The sequence below is a fragment of the Endozoicomonas sp. ALB032 genome, assembly GCF_049310125.1.
In the GTDB taxonomy this organism is placed as follows: domain Bacteria; phylum Pseudomonadota; class Gammaproteobacteria; order Pseudomonadales; family Endozoicomonadaceae; genus Endozoicomonas_A.
Genome location: NZ_JBLYNW010000001.1, coordinates 6,220,166 through 6,239,812, shown reverse-complemented (window position 1 = coordinate 6,239,812; position 19,647 = coordinate 6,220,166). Strand labels below are relative to the sequence as shown.

Here is a 19,647-nt window from a genome sequence, read left to right as displayed (position 1 = left end):
CATTCGGCCAGTTAAGAAGTCCAATGGAGCAACTTGTTTTAAAGCCCATTTCCCGCGTGCAAGGGGAAGTCTCTATTCCTGGCTCAAAAAGCCTGTCCAACCGTATTTTACTGCTTGCTGCACTGGCAGAGGGTACAACCACCATCACCAATCTTCTGGATAGCGATGACGTTCGCTATATGCTGAAGGCTCTGAAAGCAATGGGTGTCCAGTATCGACTGTCAGATAACAATACAGTTTGCAAAGTCATCGGACTGGCTGGCCCGCTCGGTTCTGGTGAAAGCCTGACTCTGTTTTTGGGAAACGCCGGCACTGCCATGAGGCCATTGACGGCAGCCTTGTGCCTGGGGCAAGGAGAATACACCCTGACGGGTGAACCCCGAATGTATGAGCGACCTATCGGCGATCTGACTTCCTGTCTTGAGCAGGCCGGTGCAAACATCGAGTACCTGGGTGAGAAAAACTTTCCACCTCTGAAAGTCCTTGGTTCGGGCCTGAAGGGAGGAGAAGTCAGCATCAGGGGAGATATCTCCAGTCAGTTTCTGACAGCAATGCTCATGGCAGCACCATTAGCATCAGATAAAACGGTCATCACGATTGAAGGTGAACTGGTTTCCAAACCCTATATCGATATCACTCTCTCGGTTATGGAGCGCTTTGGTGTTAATGTCCAGAATAATGAATACCAGAACTTTGTCGTAGAAGGGGGGCAGGCTTACCGATCCCCGGGTGAAATTATGGTAGAAGGAGATGCTTCCTCGGCTTCTTACTTTCTGGCAGCTGCAGCAATCGGAGGTAAGCTGAAAGTTCATGGAACCGGTAATGCCAGTGTGCAGGGCGATGCCCGATTTGCTGAAGTACTGGAGCAAATGGGCGCTAAAGTCACCTGGAGTGACAACTGGATTGAAGTAGAAAAAGGTGAGCTTAAAGGTGTGGATATTGATCTGAACCATATCCCAGACGCAGCCATGACCATTGCTACTACTGCTCTGTTTGCCAGGGGCCAGACGGCTATTCGAAATATTTACAACTGGCGGGTCAAAGAGACTGACCGGCTTTCAGCGATGGCGACCGAGCTTCGTAAAGTGGGAGCTGAAGTTGAAGAAGGTGAAGATTACATTGTGATTAATCCCCCTGAGCAGATTCAGTCTGCAGTCATTGATACCTATGATGATCACAGAATGGCCATGTGTTTTTCCCTGGCGGCATTCGGTGGCAGTCCAATTACCATCAATGATCCTGGCTGCACCTCAAAGACCTTCCCGACTTATTTTGAGATATTTGAAAAAATCGTTGGATAATGAATAACAAAATGTAAATGGTTAGCTATAAGTGTATTTCGCATAGGGTCAGTTGAATCAATGCTCTCTGGCCCGATTCTCTGTGTCCGTTATCAGGATTATTCAACCCGGGGGGTAGCCGGGTTGAAGGGATGGCGTGGGCAGCGAATTGGAATGAAAAAAGAGGAGATGGAGAAACCATGGCAGTAGGATCAGGAAGCTGGCCGGAAATGCATCCAGTAAAAGGCTTTCGTCTGGGGACAGCAGAGGCAGGTATCAGGAAGCAGGATCGTAAGGATCTTGTGATTATGAACTGGGATCAGGGTGCTTCTGTTGCCGGTGTTTTCACTCTAAACCGTTTTTGTGCTGCTCCGGTCCATCTGGCCAGGCGTCGCATTAACCGTTTGCCTGAGTATTTTGTTATTAATACTGGCAATGCTAATGCGGGTACCGGTGAACAGGGAATGGCGGATGCCACCGAGGTCTGTCGTGCATTGGCTGAATTTGCCAGGGTGCAGGAAGATCAGGTGCTGCCTTTTTCAACCGGTGTGATTGGCGAGCCTCTCCCTGTTGGCAAAATTGTTTCTGGCCTGCCCACTGCTTTCTCGGATTTGAGTGAAGATGGCTGGCACAGAGCCGGAGAAGGCATACTGACGACCGATACCCGCCCCAAAGGTGCCAGCCGACAGTTTGAAGTTGACGGTAAACGTTACACGGTAACGGGAATCAGCAAAGGGTCGGGCATGATCAAGCCGAATATGGCCACCATGCTGGCTTTTATGGCCACAGATGTTTCCGTAGATGAGACTGTTTTACAAAGCCTTCTGTCTGATGCTGTTAATTTGTCGTTCAATAGAATTTCAGTAGATGGTGATACTTCCACCAATGATTGCTGCATGCTGGTAGCCACGGGCAAGGCCGGAAATGAATCCATAATGCAGTCTCAGGGGCCTTTGTACCAAGCTCTGAAAGAGGCTGTTGAAGAGGTAGCTATGACACTCGCACAGGCTATTGTCAGAGATGGAGAAGGCGCTACCAAGTTTGTAACCATTCAGGTTGAACAGGCGAGCAGTGTCGTTGATGCCCTTGAAGTTGCTTATACCATTGCCCACTCTCCACTCGTCAAGACTGCATTATTTGCCAGTGATCCGAACTGGGGCAGGATTCTTGCTGCGGTGGGAAGAGCTGAGATCGAAGAGCTAAAGATTGATAAGGTTTCCATCTGGCTAGACGACGTTTGCATTGTGCAAGATGGGGGTGTTGCCTGCTCTTACACCGAAGCGGAAGGTGAGCGTGTAATGAATCAGGAAGAGATACTGATCCGTGTTCAGCTGGGGGCAGGTACTATCACGGAAACACTCTGGACTACTGATCTTTCCCATGAGTATGTTCGAATCAATGCTGAATATCGAACTTGAAAACAGGGCAGTAGGTGATGTCTTCAGAAAATCAGGCGGGTGTCAGGAAGGTGGTGCATGTTGCGGTGGCAGTTATTCGCGGGGATGATGGACGAATTCTTATAGCACGGCGACCGAATGATAAGCACATGGGTGGCTACTGGGAGTTTCCGGGTGGCAAGGTGGAAGAGGGAGAGTTCGTTACGGCAGCCTTGAATCGTGAACTTAAGGAAGAACTGGATGTTGAGGCAAATCAGTTCCGAAAGTTGATTTCGATTCGGCATGATTACCTGGACAGGTCTGTCTGTCTCGATACCTGGTGGGCGAACGATATCATTGGCCAGCCTCGTGGTAATGAGGGTCAGGAGATCCGATGGGTCGATCTGAAAGAGTTACCCGAGCTGAACTTTCCTCCGGCTAATGGTCCCATCGTTACGGCAGTCCTGTTACCAAATCGCTATATGATCACCGGTAAGTTTGATGTGGCTGCTGAGCTTCTGGAAAAAGTGAGTTACCAGCTTGAGCAGGGAGTAGAGCTGATACAGTTTCGGGCTCCATGGCTGGATAAAGGAACCTATCAGCATTTAGCCAGAGAGCTGCATCACCTTTGTCGGGAAACCGGGGCCAGCTTGCTTCTTAAAGGTGAGCCTGAACTACTGGCCAATAGCTGGTGTGACGGTATCCATCTTACCTCGAAACAGCTTCAGCAGGAGGGTGTTGATTGGCGAAGTGCTTCTCGTTCTGGTCAGTGGCTGGCAGCTTCCTGTCATAATCAGGAACAAATCGATCGGGCGGTATCACTGGGTGTCGATTTTGTAACACTCTCTCCGGTTATGTCGACACAGACGCATCCGGGCTGTGAAACCTTAGGAATGGAAAAAGCTGCAGAGCTGACAGAGCGTTGCCCATTGCCTGTGTTCTGGTTGGGGGGGATGCAGCTTGCTGATCAGGAGCAGTTCATAGACCGGGGAGCCCAGGGGTTGGCTGCCATCGGTGCTTTCTGGTCGCAAACTTATTGAGGCCGTATACTAGTCTTAATTTAAGATTAAAGACTTCTTGCAGGGAAGCAAATGTCTCACTCTAATATCGGACCTGGTGGCAACAAATCAACATCAGTTTTGCCCGCTGATTCAACATTCCAATCCCCGTCAACTGCTGGCAGTGACTCACTGGGTAGAACAGTAGGTTCACTGGGGAATCTGCCTGGTACCGAAGGGCTGGATGAAGAGGCCTCAATGCTGGGGCAGCGTCCTGTTCAGGATCGGGCGGTTGCTTATTTCGAAGAGACCGGGCAGGTTGGCAGAAATATTCTTCCATCCATTAATGACAGGCCCTTTGGTGAATATTGGGAGGAGCTCCCCGGACAGGTCTACCGGGGAGTTGTTGATCACCGGTTCATGCGGATCAAAACAGATTCGAGAGGGGCCGGGAGAGAATCAGATTCTACTAAAGCTGGAAAAAAGGAAGAGTTTTGGCATGTCAAAACACTCGGGTATGAATCGGGTGCTGAAAAGTTTAAACGGTTGCTGCAAAAAGTGATCCACCTGATCACTGGAAAATCTTACAAAGCCCGTTTTTATGATGATCGAAAAGTGTTGGCCCAAAGGGAGTGCCTTGCTGCCGAAGCCTACAAACAAGTGATGGGTTACGGGCAAGAGTACATTCATCGCTACAGTCTGGACGAAAAAAATCAGGATCATTGTGTAGCTTCTAAAGACCTGAAAGGCTTCTACCCTGGCAATACCTTCTTTCAACAAACATTATTCCCTTCTATTTGTCAGTTTACTGATGATCATAACCCGGTTACCAATCTTGTCATGAGGCGATTTCTTCTGGGCGATCAGGACTATCTGAAACTTGATAATTACCTCTTCAAGCATGCCGAAGATGACGAGCTGCTGACTGGTAAGTTAGTCAGTATTGATTTCGGTATGTCCTTTTATAATCGATTTTCCCTCCCCAGGAACTGTTCCATTGATGAATTTAGCCAGAGGCTTTTGCGTCCTTCAAAATTGCACAGGTTTCAATATCGAGGTAAGAAGACACTATTGACAATGGTTGAGCAGATGCCGCCAGAGCAAGTGGGAAGATCGATAAAGTTAGCTTTGGAGAGAATTACCAGACTGTCGGATCAGCAGTTGAGCGAGCTGGCTGAACATATGCACCAGCCAGAGCTTCGTGAGGTAATGTATCAAGTCCTCAAGTTCAAACGCTCTCAGGCAGAAGCCCTGTTGAACCTGAGATCCTGGCCTGTGAAACCAGGAGCTGGTGGGGGCTCATCAGTGCTTTAAATGGTCATCAATGTCGCTGGTCATCAGATCATCGAAAGCAGGGTTTCCGGGTATCGAACGCTCTTCATTCGCCCAGGCTCCAAGATCAATCAGCTTGCATCGTTGGGAGCAGAAGGGTCGAAACCCGTTTTCTTTCTTCCATTCTACTTTTTTGCCGCATTTCGGGCACTTCACAGTTGTTGGCATTGAATTACTAAACCAGAAGGTGGAGTGGCCTCCTGCTGGAAGCCACAGGGAATTACTGTTTGTTCCCGGGAGGTTGGGGAGCAACCGGGGTCTGCGCTTTCTGCTTTTCAATACCTGAATCACCCAGCAGGCCAAAGGTCACGGTATAAAGCAGCGAGGGATCGACATCACCGAAGGACTGGTAGCCGATGAATTCACCCTGTTCATTGAGTAGATTCGAATTCGGGAAATTCAGCTTTAAGACCTCAAGGGTTTCATTCGCGGGCTCTATCAGGCCCAGTCGCTGATAACCTTCCACCATGATACCCAGTGCGGGTTCTACCGCCGGGGTCTTCTGCATATTTTCAACAACATACTTGCCACGGTTCACAGCCGCTACATAGGCTTTGCGTTTCAGGTAGTAATTGGCTGCATGAATCTCATAATCAGCCAGACGATTTCTCAGGGCTACCATCCGCTGACGGGCATCTGGTGCGTATTTGCTGTCCGGGTAGCGCGTCAGCAATTCACGAAACTCATTGAAGGATTGGCGAGCCTGACCAGGATCACGCTTTGTGTTGTCTAATGGCAGGTAGCGCTCGATGAGACCCATGGAGGCCGTGTTAGAAGCCAGACCTTTCATATAATAGGCATAGTCTGCATTGGGGTGCTGCGGGTGCAGGCGAAGGAAACGATCCGCTGCTGCTCTGGCGGCTTCAGGCTCTACATTCATGAAATAGGCATAAACCAGGTCCAGCTGAGCCTGTTCTGCAAAAGAGCCGAAGGGGTAGCGTGACTCCAGTGTCCGCAGATACTCTACAGCCTTTGTATAACTCTGGTTATTCAGGGACTGGTTGGCCATCTGGTAGAGTTCGGCCTCAGTCAGGGATTCCGGAAGCGTCTTTTTTTCGGGGCTTGATGAGCATCCTGCCAGAACCACCGCAGCAAGGATCAGAAATATCAGGCGCGAATATGTGGTTTTCAGTATTGTCATGGTATTTACAGTTTCCGTACTCCGGCATGATTGTGAGGAAATAGGGTGTACAGGCCTCCCCTGAACTTATAACAGGGAGGCAGGCCGATAAAGTTTTGAGCATAGCTCAGCCAGACCTGATGATGTGATAAACTACCCGCCTTTGATCAACTAATTTAAACACAGTCCGCTGTAAAACGAAAAGAAACTGGTTCTATTAATAATCATTCAACTGCTTTCGGGAGGTTGGAGATTTTTATTAACCTGTTCCGTTGCAGCATCTGGCCTTCGGCGGCTGAGATTTTTTGTCCGGGAGCAGGGTCGGGAATAATGCCCGCTCAGGCTCCTGTTACTTGAGAAGTAGTTAATGAGTGAGCGGATCAATCAGCAGGTCGTCGTACCTGATGAACTTGGGAGCAAGAGACTGGACCAGATTGCAGCCAGCTGCTTTCCGGACTTTTCCAGGGCACGCCTTCAGGAGTGGATCAAGAATGGCGATCTGCGAGTGGATGGCCAGAAGAAAAAGCCTAAAGACAAGCTGGTCGGTGGCGAGAAGCTGACTCTCAGCGTTGAAGTCGATGATGAAGAACGTTGGGAACCTGAAGATATTCCATTGAATATCATTTACGAAGATGATGTCATCCTGGTCATTAATAAACCGGTGGGACTGGTAGTTCATCCTGCGGCAGGAAATTACTCAGGTACCTTGTTGAATGGCTTGTTATATCATTATCCGGAGATAGCCTCTGTACCCAGGGCCGGAATCGTGCACCGTCTGGATAAAGATACTTCAGGACTGATGGTGGTAGCCAAAACTCTGGCCGCTCATACTGATCTGGTGGCTCAGCTTCAGGACCGAAGTGTCAGTCGAGAGTATGAGGCCGTGACTCAAGGTGTTATGACGGCGGGCGGGACGGTTAATGAACCCATTGCCCGTCACCCGACCCATCGTCTTCGTATGGCGGTGGTGCCCGGTGGCAAAGCCTCTGTAACTCATTACCGGGTTCTGAAGAAGTTTAATGCTCATACCCATGTCCGCTGTAAACTGGAAACGGGCAGAACTCACCAGATCAGAGTGCATATGAGCTATATTCGCTTCCCGCTGGTAGGGGATGATCTGTATGCTGGCCGTCTGAGAATTCCCAAGGGGTGTTCTGCCATCCTGGAAGAGACTCTGAGGAGCTTCAAACATCAGGCGCTTCACGCCAGAAAGCTGGGTCTTATGCACCCGGTGTCCGATGACTACATGGAGTGGGAAGCGCCCTTACCGGATGACTTTTCAGCGCTTCTGGAAGTATTAAAAGAAGATGTTAAAGAGTCCTGAGCAGGATTTGCTGTTTTATGAGTGAACTCATGCTCCCAGGGCGTTGCAATAGAGAGAACTGAACATGTCTGAAGATCGTTACCTGCTCCCGGACTGGTCTGCGCCAGAAGGTGTCAGGGCTTTTGTCACCCTCAGAACCGGCGGGTACAGTCAGGGAGCTTTCAGCAGCTTCAATCTGGGGCTGCGGTCTGGTGATGATCCTGATGTGGTAGCAAAAAACAGAGCATTGCTCGACGACCATTATCAATGGCGGTACAGGCCGCAGTGGCTCAAACAGGTTCATGGTACTGATGTAATAACGGCCCAGCCGGATAACTCAGAAAGAGAAGGTGATGCGGTTTGGACAGATAAGCAGGGGTTGCCCTGTGTCGTCTTAACTGCAGATTGTCTTCCGGTTATTTTTTGCAACTCGTCCGGCACCCGTGTTGCCGTTTCTCACGCCGGTTGGAAAGGGCTTCAGGCTGGTGTACTGGAAGCCACAGTTAAAGCTATGGGCGATGAGCCTGGCCAGGTGATGGCCTGGTTGGGTCCAGCTATCAGTCAGTCTCATTTTGAAGTGGGACCTGAAGTTCGCGACGCTTTCCTGAATTCTGATCCGCAAATGGAAACGGCTTTTATTCCCGGTCAGGGTGATCGCTGGTATGGGGATCTCTATGAACTGGCAAGGCTTCGGTTACATAAATTGGGTGTAACAGAAGTCAGTGGCGGCAATTTCTGTACTTATAAGGAAAATGACCGTTGGTTCTCTTACCGAAGGGATGGCGTCCAGTCCGGACGTTTAGCCACAGCGGTCTGGATTGAATAAGCAGGAAGAGCTCTCAATGAGAGTTCTTCCTGTCATTGACAGCTAGCTGTAATAGCGCTGCCTCAGTCCTTCAAATAAATTGGCCAGATCAGGCGCTGGTGCAGGTGACTCTGCGGGAGCGCTTTCTGACCAGGATCTGTGGATATGATTGGCATCATCATTCTGCTTATAAACTCTCTTCAGGTAGTGGTTGTAGTTTCTGCTGGCAACAGTGTCTACATGATACCAGTGGGCTTTCGTTCGACTATGAGTGATATCCAGCAGCACATAGCCTTTCTCGCTCTGGTTGGTCCATTTAAGGTTTGGCAGAGCACCGTCAAGGGCCGCTGACGCTATTTTGGCAAGACCCGTCTTTTCAGAAAATCCGGATGTAACTGCGGGGGTTCCAAATTCTCCACCCAGTGCGCCAAAACCTGAAATCCGTCCGTAGTGAGGGAAGCGCGGTTCAGGTGCCAGATCAAATGCCCACGAGCTGTGAGTATCACCGGTCAGTACCATCAAGTTATTAATGCCCTGATTTTGAATATGATCAAACAGACGCTGTCGGGATGCCTGATAACCATCCCATTGATCCATAAGGATAGGAAGGTCCGGATTGAGAGTGAGCTGTGACATCATGACCTGCTGTCCCAGTGCCCGCCAGCGAACCCCTTCATTCATGGATTGACTTAAGCCATTATGCAACCATTGTTCCTGATCTGCTCCCAACAGGCTTCTTGATGGATCTTTAGCGGCTTTGGCATTCAATGGCAGAGCCTGCCGGTCTCTGCCAGTCAGTCGGGTATCCAGCATAAAGAGATCCATCAGGTCACCAAAGCGGAACCTTCGATAAATGGTTCTTTGTCCAAACTGGTCAACAATACCACTCTCTCTGATAGGCATCCATTCAAAGTAAGCCTGAATTGAATCATTGCGGCGTGATTCCCAGGCTCCTTCACCCAGGTTATGGTTTTGAGCTCCACCTTGCCATGAGTCATTGGCGGATTCATGATCGTCCCAGACGCAGATGAAAGGATGCTGACGGTGAACTTCCTGCAAATCCGGATCGGATCGATACTGGGCGTAGCGTTGTCGGTAGTCCTGAAGTACTGTTATTTCTTTCGCAGGAATCGGGTTCCGGCCAAGGCCGTTGTTTGTCCCATAACCACCAGGACCATACTCATAGATGTAGTCTCCAAGGTGCAGTACGGCATCCAAATCAGGTCTTCGGGCTATTTCCCGGTAGACGTTAAAGTAGCCCGCCGGGTAGTTGGAGCAGGAGCAGAATGCCAGTCGCAGACTGTTCAGGTGGCCTTCTGGCAAGGTTCGTGTTCTGGCCACCGGCGAAGGTTTTCCATTGGAAAAGAATCGGTAGTAGTAAACAGTGCCAGACACCAGACTGTCTGCATCAACCTTAACGGTGTAGTCAACATGTGGTCCGGTAACGCCTTCGCCGGACCGGACTATCTGGTTCATCTGCGGGTCAAGGGCCATTGCCCAGGAATAGGGAACGATAGCCTGTTGAAAGTCCGGGTCTGCATCGGGTGTGATCCGGGTCCAGAGGATCACTCTATCAGCCAGAGGATCGCCACTGGCTACTCCGTGCTGAAAAGGTTGGTGGCTGCTCGCAAACGTCTTGAGCAACGGCAATGTAGCAATCCCCAGGGCGGCTCCCTGAAAGAAACGTCTTCTTGTTATAGCCATATTCAATCCATGACAGGTGTTTTTTAAAATTGTCATGGCAGGATAAAAGCGCAATGTGTCAGTATGAAGAAGGTTTGTTGACAAAGTCTGAGAAAGAGCAAAAATCAAAATGGGTTGTTAATCAAAAACCAAAGCCGTTGATCTGATCTGTTGTCGAATGTCTGTTTCGAGTGATTCATGGCTGACGAGATTTCGAAGCAGGGCTGGCTTAAAAAATGAAACTCACTGCGATCTGCATTGGTAAAACAAAGCGTCATAAAATACGTGGCCACGATGTCACAACGGCTTACCTGAAGTCTGAAGTGCGGGGTTCGGTAAAGGTTCATGCCAGTGGTATTGAGGGCAATGAGGTGGCAGTTCATAACGATCACATCTACGCCGTTTTAACAACCACTTATGATTACTGGAAAGATCGTCTGGGTGGCAACGATGAAGACTGGCCAAAGGGTCGTTTTGCCGAAAATCTTATCATAGACGGACTGGACGAGGTCGCCCCCAGCCGACCCAGAAGTGCCTACATGCACGAGACTCTGGCGGTCGGAGACAGCTTGCGCGTGTCATCTCCCCTGGGTCAGTTTACCCTTGCTCGTGGCAACCCAAAACCTGTCGTTTTGTTTGCGGGCGGGATTGGCTTGACCCCGCTTCTGGCCATGCTGAAAGCACACACTTCTGTCAAAAACTACCCACCTGTATTTTTCTTTCACGCCGTTCAGGATGGCCTTCATCATGCTCTGCTGTTCAAGACCCGGTTCTGAAAAGGTCACAATCACGCTGCCCTTGAACACAGACAATGGTTTTGATCCTGTTGAAGACTGATGGCAACCTGTCTCGACGTCCAGCTATACCGGTTTGGGTTCAGCGATAGAGCTCTTGATATTTTTTAATTATTCCTGATCGATAGTCAACCGAGTATACCCTGAACTTATCTGAAGAGGTGCTGTAGGCGGCCTCTGGACAATAGGAAAAGCCTGCCAGTGCGCCATCCTGGTCAAATATTGCAACAGTGTTATTGAAGTACCAGTGCCGCAAACTTGCAGGCAGGTGATTGTTCAGGGAGAGTATGTAGGATTGTCTGGTGATGTTAGGTTTTAACCAACGCTTTTGCCATTGCCAGTGAACATCATTCCAGTCTCCGGTCATTGCAAGACACTTCCAGAGAGGCGTCCACCAGATTGGGGTTGCCTGTTTGGAAACTTTGGCAATGCTTTTATTTTCCGGGTGCTCTTCTAAAATGATCGTTACTATCTGTTTCTCATCAATGTTTTTTTTTAGGCTTCTACCTGATTGCCAGTCATGTTGATTGAAACCTTCCCAATAACTGAGTTCCTGCGGGCTTCTGTAGATGGTGTAATTGCCAAATCCACCGTGTTTTGCGCAAGGAACTGAAGTGGTGACCTCTTTCTCTCCTGTTACAACGCCAAGACAAAAGCCGGTCGAAGAAAAGCCATCGTAAATGACAACGAGACTATCTTCCGGGTTGGGGGAGGTTGCCATTGCCTGAAAAGAAAGGGCGAATAGAAATGAAGATGTCAGAAAAAACCTTGCATACAACGGATTAGATGGGACTGGCTGACGTTCTTTATTGTTTGGGTTCCATAACTTTTTCATAATATTGAAGACTATCTCGGATTAAATCAAAACCTCTCAATCTAGCAGACATCAGGATATTAGCCAGTTCACGGGGGGCAGGAAAGCCAGCTCTTGAAAAGATCGATTCTGCCGCAATATAGGATTACAGAAGCAGCCCTATCGGCAAGTAATAAAACGCGGGAGAACTCACTATGCGAGCAGACAGACTGACCAGTAAGCTGCAGTCCGCATTGTCAGATGCTCAGTCACTGGCTGTGGGTAAGGATCACAATCAGATAGAACCTGTCCACCTGTTAATGGCGCTGCTTAATCAGCGGGGTGGTTCTATCAAGCCTCTTTTGAGTCAAGTGGGCTTTAATTTGCAGCAGCTGGCTGATGAGCTCGAGAAGCTGCTTGATCAGGTTTCAGTCATTAATAATCCAACCGGCGATATTCAACCGTCACAGGAAACCATTCGCTTGCTTAATCTGGCCGATAAACAGGCTCAGAAAAGGGGGGATCAGTTTATTTCCAGTGAAACTGTCCTTCTGGTGATGATGGACGGGAGTTCGTCAGTTTCCCGTGTCCTGAAAGGGCAGGGGGTGAGTCAGCAGGCTCTGGAAAATGCCATCAACAATCTCAGGGGAGGCGAATCCGTCAATGATCCCAATGCTGAAGATAATCGCAATGCTCTGGCCACCTACACCATTGATCTAACTGAGCGTGCTGAAGCAGGCAAGCTGGACCCTGTCATTGGCCGGGACGATGAGATAAGACGCATTGTTCAGGTGCTGCAACGCCGTACCAAAAATAATCCGGTGATTATTGGCGAGCCCGGTATTGGTAAAACTGCCATTGTGGAAGGGCTGGCTCAAAGAATTATCAATGGTGAAGTGCCTGACGGTATCAAGGGTAAAAGGCTTTTGTCGCTTGATATGGGGTCGTTGATTGCCGGGGCCAAATTCAGGGGTGAATTCGAGGAGCGCCTGAAGTCGGTACTCAATGAGCTGTCCAAACAGGAAGGGCAGATCATCCTGTTTATTGATGAGCTCCACACTATGGTAGGTGCCGGTAAGGCAGAAGGTGCCATGGACGCCGGTAATATGCTTAAACCCGCTCTGGCCCGGGGTGAACTCCATTGTGTTGGAGCGACGACACTGGATGAATACCGGCAATATATCGAAAAAGACGCAGCGCTGGAGCGTCGATTCCAGAAAGTACTGGTGGATGAGCCTACAGAAGAAGACACTATTGCTATCTTGCGTGGTCTGAAAGAGCGTTATGAGGCCCACCACGGTGTTGACATTACCGACCCGGCCATTGTCGCTGCCGTAAAACTCTCCCAGCGCTACATCACTGACAGGCAACTGCCCGATAAGGCCATCGATCTGATTGATGAGTCAGCCAGTCGTATACGGATGGAGATGGATTCCAAGCCAGAAGAAATGGATCGCCTGGAGCGTCGTCTGATTCAACTGAAAATCGAACGGGAAGCACTTAAAAAAGAAGACGACAACGCATCCAAAGAGAGGCTGGTACTCTTGGATACAGAAGTGGGCCGCCTTGAGAGAGAGTACTCAGACCTTGAAGACATTTGGAAGGCCGAGAAAGTCGTCCTTCAGGGGTCTCAGAAGTTACGGGAGGAGCGTGAGCAATTACTCATTGCCCTGGAAGCTGCACAGCGTTCTGGTGATCTCGCCAAAATGTCAGAAATTCAGTATGGCCAGCTTCCCGAGCTGGAAAAGAAGCTGGCTGAAGCGGATGCTGCCAAGTCAGGTGGAGAAACCAAGCTGCTTCGCAACCGGGTCACGGATGAAGAAATTGCTGAAGTGGTCTCTCGCTGGACTGGAATACCTGTTTCCAAAATGCTGGAAGGTGAGCGTGAAAAGCTCTTGAAGATGGAAGACGCACTTCATGGTCGTGTAATTGGTCAAGACGAAGCAGTAGTTGCTGTTTCTAACGCTGTACGCCGCTCAAGAGCAGGCCTGGCCGATCCCAACCGACCTAATGGCTCCTTCATGTTTCTTGGGCCAACCGGTGTGGGTAAGACAGAACTTTGCAAAGCGCTGGCGGCATTTCTGTTTGATACAGAAGACGCTATTGTTCGCATCGATATGTCCGAGTTTATGGAAAAACACTCTGTTGCCCGCCTGCTGGGAGCGCCTCCCGGCTACGTGGGGTATGAAGAAGGGGGTTATCTGACAGAGGCTGTTCGCCGTAAACCCTATTCGGTGGTGTTGATGGATGAAGTAGAAAAGGCTCACCCGGACGTTTTCAATATTCTCTTGCAGGTATTGGAGGATGGTCGTTTAACTGATGGCCAGGGAAGAACGGTAGACTTTAAAAATACTGTGATTGTCATGACTTCCAACCTCGGCTCTGATGTTATTCAGACCATGCAGGGTGAAGATTTTGAAGCATTGAAATCAACGCTTATAGATGTAGTGGGAGCTCACTTCAGGCCTGAATTTGTCAACCGTGTCGATGAGCTGGTGGTCTTTCATCCCCTGACAGAGAGGCAGATAGAAGGCATTGCGGCTATTCAGTTAAGCCGACTGAACAAACGTCTTGCGGAAAATAGTCTGTCCCTGGAAGTTTCTGATGAAGCAATGAAAAAACTGGCTGAAGTGGGCTTTGATCCTGTGTACGGAGCCCGTCCGTTGAAACGGGCCATACAGCGCAGTATCGAGAATCCTCTGGCAGAATCCATACTGTCAGGTCAGTACTCTCCCGGTGATGTCATCAAGGCAATACTTACAGAGGGTGAGATTACGTTTGAGTAATGCTCTTCAGTCGAGGCCGCTATCCAGCGGCTTCCTTTTTTTGTTATTCCTTCAGGGTTAACCCCTCTGCGTGTAGCAGTCTGGGGATAGTTAGCTCATTAACTTTCGTAGATGCGCCTATTGCCATAAAGTGAGACAAGTGTGCATAATTACAGGGGCTAAGCCACCTGTTTTGTCTGTTCATCACTGTGTCATGAAATAGCATCAGGATACAGATAAAACGTACTCTCTTATGAGGTATACATGTATCCCGTTGTTGTCTCAGACCTTGATGGTACCCTTCTTAATGACCAGCACCAGCTGGCACCTCGCACCAAAGAAGTTATTCGTCGTTTAAGCAATCAGGGAATCCGTTTTGTTTTTGCCACGGGCAGACATTACCTGGATGTTGAAGAGATAAGAGCACAGCTGGACATCGATATGTTCACCATTACTTCTAATGGCGCACGAGCACACAACCCCAAGGGAGAGACGATTGTCAGTCATGATCTTAATCCCAGGTTTATTCAGCCCTTAATTGCGCTTGGCCGTCAATACAGTGATACCGTTTTTTTGAGTGTGTACAGCGAAGATAAGTGGTATGTCGAGCAGCATCATGAAAGCTTGTTGGAGTTTCATAAAGACACAGGCTTCAGCTACACTGTGCAGGATCTGGATACGATTCCTGTCGACAAGATTATCAAAGTGTTCTTTGTAGCCAAAAAGCACGATGAGTTGCTTGATCTTGAGCGGGATATTCATGAAACCTTTGGTGACTCGGTGAATATGGCTTTCTCTCTGGATACCTGCCTTGAAATCATGGCGCCAGCGGTGAGCAAAGGTGCAGCTCTGGAAGAAGTCATGAAACTCAAAGGTCTGGAGCCCAAAGACGCAGTAGCTTTTGGTGACGGCATGAACGACGTTGAGATGTTACAGGTGGTAGGCAAAGGACTGGTTATGGGGAATGCGACAGAGCGTTTGAAAGCGAAACTGCCTGATCATCAGGTGATTGGCCAATGCAATGATGATGCTGTGGCTCAATACCTCGAAAATCATTACCTGAATTGAGTTGCGAACAAGCTCACCGGTGTCCCGGTGAGCATTAATCAATGCCTTTACGAAATTCTTTCGAAACAGCCAAAAAGCACTGAAAATCATTATCAAAAGTCATGTTTTGGCTAGCTCTGACTGGAATCTCAAGTTCCACTTGTGATATTGCGGTAAATGCTCAAATTGTGTTCATTTCTAACGCGAGCAAATTTCTCGAACGATTTAAATATCCCGGAGTCAGGTAAATCTGAGTTTCTTGTCTAGAATAATTTCTTCATTTCTATTTCAAGCTCAGGTATCTCATGACTTTTGTTTTTATTGTGCCTATCTTGCTTTTGTCGTGTAGTAGTCAGGCTTCAGTTCCTCTCGCTTCATCTTTCGTTTCCGGCGACAGTGTCGAAGCAATTCTTGCTTCTTTCTTACCTGATCCCATTCGTCTACCAAAATCTGACGTTGCCCAGCTGTTGCTGTTACAAAAGGGTAAAAAAGGCTCGATAATCAGTTTGCCTGTCTCTGAAAGGGATCGGCTGCAGCCGAATAAAGGTACAACGTTTACTGGCTATCCATTCGAATTAAACCGTTATGGCAATGAAAACAAGGAACAGTCTAAAACCGGGGGTAAATCTCCGCCACCGCAGCAAGAGCAACAAAGCAAAAAGCAAAGCGAGAAAGGGCAGGGCGGTTCTGGCTCTTCTGGCTCATCAGGCTCTGGTGCCGCATCAGCATCAGCTTCCGGTAACGATGAGAGTCATGCCAGGCATCTTGAAAAACTGAAAGAAATCCTCAAAGCCGCTGAAAAGTCATTGAAAACAATGGATCAGAAAAAAAATATTGATGAGTTTCATGCAGAATTGAAAAGATTGTATGCGGAATCCCCCGATATTTTGAAGGAGAAGGGCTCCCTGGAGAGTGGTGAACACCGTTGGAAAGCGATTTTGAGGTTGCTTAAGCTTCATTTTCCCAACAAGATGGAAAAAGGTGAAATGTCACACGTTTTACTTGAATATCCTGGTCTAGCGAGCCTGCCAGAAGAAGTGATCAGATTTTTTGCCAGACAGAAGCTGACAGAACCTGCATTAGCTGAAAGTTTGCCCAAACAGTTGTTAGTTGACAGCATTGTGGATGCTGCCAGCCCGTCAATCCTGAGGTATATACAAGCTCATCTGGGCTACCCCTATTGTCTTCAGCAGCTGATTGGGCTATTTATAACCCAGCTGTCTTTAGTGGCAACGGGTGAATCTAAAGAGTTTATTTTTCAGGATCATACAGGGGGGCAAGTTAGTGTTTTTTCTATCCGGAAAAATGCTAAAGGACGTTATCGTGTTTTTGTCGTTGATGGTTTAAGTGTTGTTAAGCGTTGCTACGAAGATCAGGTCTATTCATCTCTACCACATTTTGTCATTTTCGCTTTGGCACTGGCTTTAAAATATCATGGCTTTACTGATTCCCGATTTTACTTCCTGTCTCAACGTCAGGCTGGTGACTTTGGCTCTGAATCATTCATGCTGCACGACCTGGAAACATTGTTGCAATCCCCTATGGTGACTGGTAACGGTTATTATGCGGATAAAGAACCTATTCCTAATGACAAAGTAGCCATGTTTTCGTTGCAAATAACATTTGACGAGAGTGCTGAGCAACTCGGTCGATTGCGAGTCAATGGGGAGATTAAGTATTTTACGGACACAGCAGATAAACCTGAACTTAATGCACATGACCTAAGCACCCTTATTATTATGTCGTTGCAAACCTGGGTTACAATGGGGCTGGAACCAGATTTGTTTAAATTTTATCAGTTGCGTCAGTTTCCTCAGAGGTTTGCACATCTGACCCAAGGGCAGCAGCGACTAAAGCGATTGCTTGAGAAATTCCCTGAAGAACGGCAAAAAGAGGTGGAACAGGTAGTTGATGAAACACGGGGCTTGTTGTCTGGCGATGATGGAGTCTGCAATAACAATGCTAATCTGGCTGCTACCCTGCTGTGGATGAAAATGAACATTGAGTTGCTGGAAATGAACAACCGTCCCGGGCAGGAAGAATAAACAAGATATCCGTAAGTTCACCATCATCGGTTATGATCAATTTCATAGCATGAAATTAACTCAACCTTCGTGATTTGTTCAAGTAGTTGCCATAAGCAGCTCTCACAAAAAATCCGGTACCGCTTCACCTGCCACTCAGGTGTCCAAAGTCGTCTTTTAGCTAACTCTGAGACTGGACATCTCAGATTCTGCTTGTGATAGTGGGATAAATACTCAAATTGTACTCATTTTTAACCTGAGTGAATTTTTCGAACGATTTAAATATCATGGAGTCAGCAAAATCTGAGTTTCTTTTCTAGAATGATCCTTTTATCTTTACTTGAAGCTCCGGTATTTTATGACTATCGTCTTTATTCTGCCTGTCCTGCTTTTGTCGTGTAGTAGTCAGGCTTCAGTTCCTCTCACGTCATCATTCGTTTCCGGCGACCGTGTCGATGCAATTCTTTCTTCTTTCTTACCTGATCCCATTCGTCTACCAAAATCTAACGTTGCTACTCTGTTGCTGTTAAAAAAGAGTAAAAAAGGCTCAATAATCAGTTTGCCTGTCTCTGAAAGGGATGGGTTGCAGCCGAATAAAGGTACGACGTTTACTGGCTATCCATTCCAATTAAACCGTTATGGCAACGAAAACAAGGAACAGTCTAAAACCGACGGTAAATCTTCGCCACCGCAGCAAAAGCAACAAAGCAAAAAGCAAAGCGATAAAGGGCAGGGCTCTTCTGGCTCCTCAGGCTCCGGTGCTGCATCAGCATCAGCATCAGCTTCCGGTAACGATGAGAGTCGTGTCAGGCATCTTGAAAAACTGAAAGAAATCCTCAAAGCCGCTGAAAAGTCATTGAAAACAATGGATCAGAAAAAAAATATTGATGGCTTTATTGCAGAATTGAAAAGATTGTATTCGGCATCCCCTGATCTTCTCGAGGAAAAGGGGTCACTGGTGAGCAGGAAATACAGCTGGAAAGCGATTCTGAGGTTGCTTAAGCATCATTTTTCCGACAAGCTGGAAGAAGGTGAAATGTCGCACGTTTTACTCGAATATCCCGATATTGAGGGCCAGCCAGAAGAATTAATCAGATTACTTGCCAGAGAAGTGCTCCCGGAAACTGAATTACCTCAGGAGGTGCCCAAAGAGACGTTAGTTCACTTCATTGTGAATTCTGTCAATCCGATAACTCTATGGTATATGCAAACTCATCTGGGCCATCCTCAGTGTCTTCAACAGCTGCTTAGGTTATTTATAACCCAGCTACCGCTAATGGCAAAAGGTGAATCTAAAAAGTTTATTTTTCAGGACCATACGAGTCACATTAACGTTTTTTTTATCCGGAAAAATGCTAAAGGGCGTTATCGTGTTTTTGTCGTTGATAGTTTAAGTGTTTTTAAGCGCTACGACGAAGGTCAAATTTATTCGCCCCTGGCACATTTTGTCACTTCAGTTTTGGCACTGGCGTTAAAATATCATGGCTTTACTGATTCCCGGTTTTACTTCCTGCCTGAACGTCAAGGTCCTAACCTTGGCAGTGAGTCATTCATGTTGCACGACCTGAAAACGTTGTTGGAATTCCCCATGTTGGCTGGTAACGGTTATTATTCGGACAAAGAACCTCTTACTAATGACAATATGTTCAGGTTTTTTTTGAACATAACGTATGATCCGGAAGGTGAGCAACTCGGTCGATTGCGAATCAATGGGGAGATTAAGTCATTTACGGACACAGCAGATAAACCTGCAATTGCTACACATGACCTGAACACCCTTATTCTTATGTCGCTCCATACCTGGACTACAACGGGTCTGGAACCAGATTTGTTTAAATTTTATCAGCTGCTTCAGTTTCCCCAGAGGTTTGCACATCTGACCCAAGGGCAGGAGCGACTGAAGCGATTGCTTGAGAAATTCCCTGAAGAACGACAAAAAGAGGTTGACCAGGTAGTTGATGAAACACGGGGCTTGTTGTCCGTCAGAGGTGGAATCTGCAATAACAACACTAATCTGGCCGCTATTCTGCTGTGGATGAAAATGAATATTGAGTTACTGGATATGAACCCTCCTGGGCAGGAAAAATAAAAAAGATTTCAGGAAATTCGCCATCAATGGCAATGATCAATTTTATACCATGAAATTAACTCAGCCTTGATGACTTGTTTGAGCGGTTGCCATAATCAACTCTCTCAAAAAATCCGGTAACGCTTCACCTGCCACTCAGGTGTCCAAAGTCGTCTTTTAGCTAACTCTGAGACTGGACATCTCAGATTCCGCTGGTGATAGTGGGGTAAATACTCAAATTGTACTCATTTTTAACCTG

General features: G+C 47.8%; 15 protein-coding genes. 11 read left to right on the top strand and 4 right to left on the bottom strand.

From position 1 onward, the window contains the following. Positions 1–23: 23 nt before the first annotated feature. The 4 genes from aroA (at position 24) to ACO6VG_RS23440 (ending at position 4,968) form a co-directional block, all read left to right on the top strand. Entirely contained in the window at positions 24–1,301 is a 1,278-nt protein-coding gene (gene aroA, locus ACO6VG_RS23455; RefSeq protein ID WP_422138475.1) for a 3-phosphoshikimate 1-carboxyvinyltransferase, read from the top strand. Between the two features lie 179 nt (positions 1,302–1,480). Beyond that, on the top strand, positions 1,481–2,698 hold the full coding sequence (argJ, locus tag ACO6VG_RS23450) for a bifunctional glutamate N-acetyltransferase/amino-acid acetyltransferase ArgJ (RefSeq protein WP_422138474.1): 1,218 nt from the start codon (positions 1,481–1,483) through the stop codon (positions 2,696–2,698). A gap of 17 nt (positions 2,699–2,715) precedes the next feature. Continuing rightward, positions 2,716–3,696, top strand: coding sequence for a Nudix family hydrolase (locus tag ACO6VG_RS23445; RefSeq protein WP_422475873.1), 981 nt, complete (start codon positions 2,716–2,718; stop codon positions 3,694–3,696). A 51-nt stretch (positions 3,697–3,747) separates the two neighbouring features. Further along, the gene (locus ACO6VG_RS23440; protein ID WP_422138472.1) at positions 3,748–4,968 is read left to right on the top strand and encodes a hypothetical protein; all 1,221 of its coding nucleotides are present in this window, start codon (positions 3,748–3,750) and stop codon (positions 4,966–4,968) included. Here the strand turns inward: ACO6VG_RS23440 and yacG are convergent. Together yacG and ACO6VG_RS23430 are read right to left on the bottom strand one after the other, a co-directional pair. After that, complete coding sequence (gene yacG / locus ACO6VG_RS23435) at positions 4,957–5,154, bottom strand: DNA gyrase inhibitor YacG (protein ID WP_422134506.1); 198 nt, start codon at positions 5,152–5,154, stop codon at positions 4,957–4,959. The two genes, ACO6VG_RS23440 and yacG, sit on opposite strands and share 12 nt — an antisense overlap. Before the next feature lie 52 nt (positions 5,155–5,206). Further along, the gene (locus ACO6VG_RS23430; RefSeq protein ID WP_422134505.1) at positions 5,207–6,127 is read right to left on the bottom strand and encodes an outer membrane protein assembly factor BamD; all 921 of its coding nucleotides are present in this window, start codon (positions 6,125–6,127) and stop codon (positions 5,207–5,209) included. Between the two features lie 346 nt (positions 6,128–6,473). Between ACO6VG_RS23430 and rluD the strand changes: the two genes are divergently transcribed. Next, positions 6,474–7,430, top strand: coding sequence for a 23S rRNA pseudouridine(1911/1915/1917) synthase RluD (gene rluD / locus ACO6VG_RS23425; protein ID WP_422475871.1), 957 nt, complete (start codon positions 6,474–6,476; stop codon positions 7,428–7,430). Between the two features lie 64 nt (positions 7,431–7,494). Beyond that, positions 7,495–8,235, top strand: coding sequence for a peptidoglycan editing factor PgeF (pgeF, locus tag ACO6VG_RS23420; RefSeq protein ID WP_422138470.1), 741 nt, complete (start codon positions 7,495–7,497; stop codon positions 8,233–8,235). 42 nt (positions 8,236–8,277) lie between these two features. Here pgeF and ACO6VG_RS23415 read toward each other — a convergent pair whose 3' ends face one another. Beyond that, positions 8,278–9,918 carry an alkaline phosphatase D family protein gene (locus ACO6VG_RS23415; protein ID WP_422134502.1) on the bottom strand — a complete coding sequence of 547 codons (1,641 nt, stop codon included), beginning with the start codon at positions 9,916–9,918 and terminating at the stop codon, positions 8,278–8,280. A 215-nt stretch (positions 9,919–10,133) separates the two neighbouring features. On the opposite strand from ACO6VG_RS23415, the gene ACO6VG_RS23410 reads away from it, so the two are divergent. Beyond that, positions 10,134–10,673 (top strand): MOSC domain-containing protein, encoded by a 540-nt coding sequence (locus ACO6VG_RS23410; protein WP_422475869.1) that lies wholly within the window; start codon positions 10,134–10,136, stop codon positions 10,671–10,673. Positions 10,674–10,773: 100 nt separating this feature from the next. Here the strand turns inward: ACO6VG_RS23410 and ACO6VG_RS23405 are convergent, their stop codons facing one another. Further along, positions 10,774–11,526 (bottom strand): hypothetical protein, encoded by a 753-nt coding sequence (locus tag ACO6VG_RS23405; RefSeq protein ID WP_422138469.1) that lies wholly within the window; start codon positions 11,524–11,526, stop codon positions 10,774–10,776. Between the two features lie 173 nt (positions 11,527–11,699). Between ACO6VG_RS23405 and clpB the strand changes: the two genes are divergently transcribed. The 4 genes from clpB to ACO6VG_RS23385 all read left to right on the top strand — a co-directional run bounded on the left by clpB (position 11,700) and on the right by ACO6VG_RS23385 (position 19,409). Next, entirely contained in the window at positions 11,700–14,270 is a 2,571-nt protein-coding gene (clpB, locus tag ACO6VG_RS23400) for an ATP-dependent chaperone ClpB (RefSeq protein WP_422138468.1), read from the top strand. A gap of 243 nt (positions 14,271–14,513) precedes the next feature. Next, a complete protein-coding gene (locus tag ACO6VG_RS23395) occupies positions 14,514–15,317 on the top strand; it encodes a Cof-type HAD-IIB family hydrolase (RefSeq protein WP_422138467.1) in 804 nt (267 codons plus the stop codon). Positions 15,318–15,601: 284 nt separating this feature from the next. Then, complete coding sequence (locus ACO6VG_RS23390) at positions 15,602–17,341, top strand: hypothetical protein (protein ID WP_422134497.1); 1,740 nt, start codon at positions 15,602–15,604, stop codon at positions 17,339–17,341. 337 nt (positions 17,342–17,678) lie between these two features. Next, a complete protein-coding gene (locus tag ACO6VG_RS23385) occupies positions 17,679–19,409 on the top strand; it encodes a hypothetical protein (RefSeq protein WP_422475867.1) in 1,731 nt (576 codons plus the stop codon). Positions 19,410–19,647 lie beyond the last annotated feature (238 nt).

Coding starts and splice junctions, on each gene's coding strand:
- ACO6VG_RS23440 (WP_422138472.1), top strand. CDS start 3,748: ATGTCTCACTCTAATATCGGACCTGGTGGCAACAAATCAACATCAGTT.
- ACO6VG_RS23430 (WP_422134505.1), bottom strand. CDS start 6,127: ATGACAATACTGAAAACCACATATTCGCGCCTGATATTTCTGATCCTT.
- aroA (WP_422138475.1), top strand. CDS start 24: ATGGAGCAACTTGTTTTAAAGCCCATTTCCCGCGTGCAAGGGGAAGTC.
- argJ (WP_422138474.1), top strand. CDS start 1,481: ATGGCAGTAGGATCAGGAAGCTGGCCGGAAATGCATCCAGTAAAAGGC.
- ACO6VG_RS23405 (WP_422138469.1), bottom strand. CDS start 11,526: ATGAAAAAGTTATGGAACCCAAACAATAAAGAACGTCAGCCAGTCCCA.
- ACO6VG_RS23410 (WP_422475869.1), top strand. CDS start 10,134: ATGAAACTCACTGCGATCTGCATTGGTAAAACAAAGCGTCATAAAATA.
- ACO6VG_RS23445 (WP_422475873.1), top strand. CDS start 2,716: ATGTCTTCAGAAAATCAGGCGGGTGTCAGGAAGGTGGTGCATGTTGCG.
- ACO6VG_RS23385 (WP_422475867.1), top strand. CDS start 17,679: ATGACTATCGTCTTTATTCTGCCTGTCCTGCTTTTGTCGTGTAGTAGT.
- ACO6VG_RS23415 (WP_422134502.1), bottom strand. CDS start 9,918: ATGGCTATAACAAGAAGACGTTTCTTTCAGGGAGCCGCCCTGGGGATT.
- pgeF (WP_422138470.1), top strand. CDS start 7,495: ATGTCTGAAGATCGTTACCTGCTCCCGGACTGGTCTGCGCCAGAAGGT.
- clpB (WP_422138468.1), top strand. CDS start 11,700: ATGCGAGCAGACAGACTGACCAGTAAGCTGCAGTCCGCATTGTCAGAT.
- yacG (WP_422134506.1), bottom strand. CDS start 5,154: ATGCCAACAACTGTGAAGTGCCCGAAATGCGGCAAAAAAGTAGAATGG.
- ACO6VG_RS23395 (WP_422138467.1), top strand. CDS start 14,514: ATGTATCCCGTTGTTGTCTCAGACCTTGATGGTACCCTTCTTAATGAC.
- ACO6VG_RS23390 (WP_422134497.1), top strand. CDS start 15,602: ATGACTTTTGTTTTTATTGTGCCTATCTTGCTTTTGTCGTGTAGTAGT.
- rluD (WP_422475871.1), top strand. CDS start 6,474: ATGAGTGAGCGGATCAATCAGCAGGTCGTCGTACCTGATGAACTTGGG.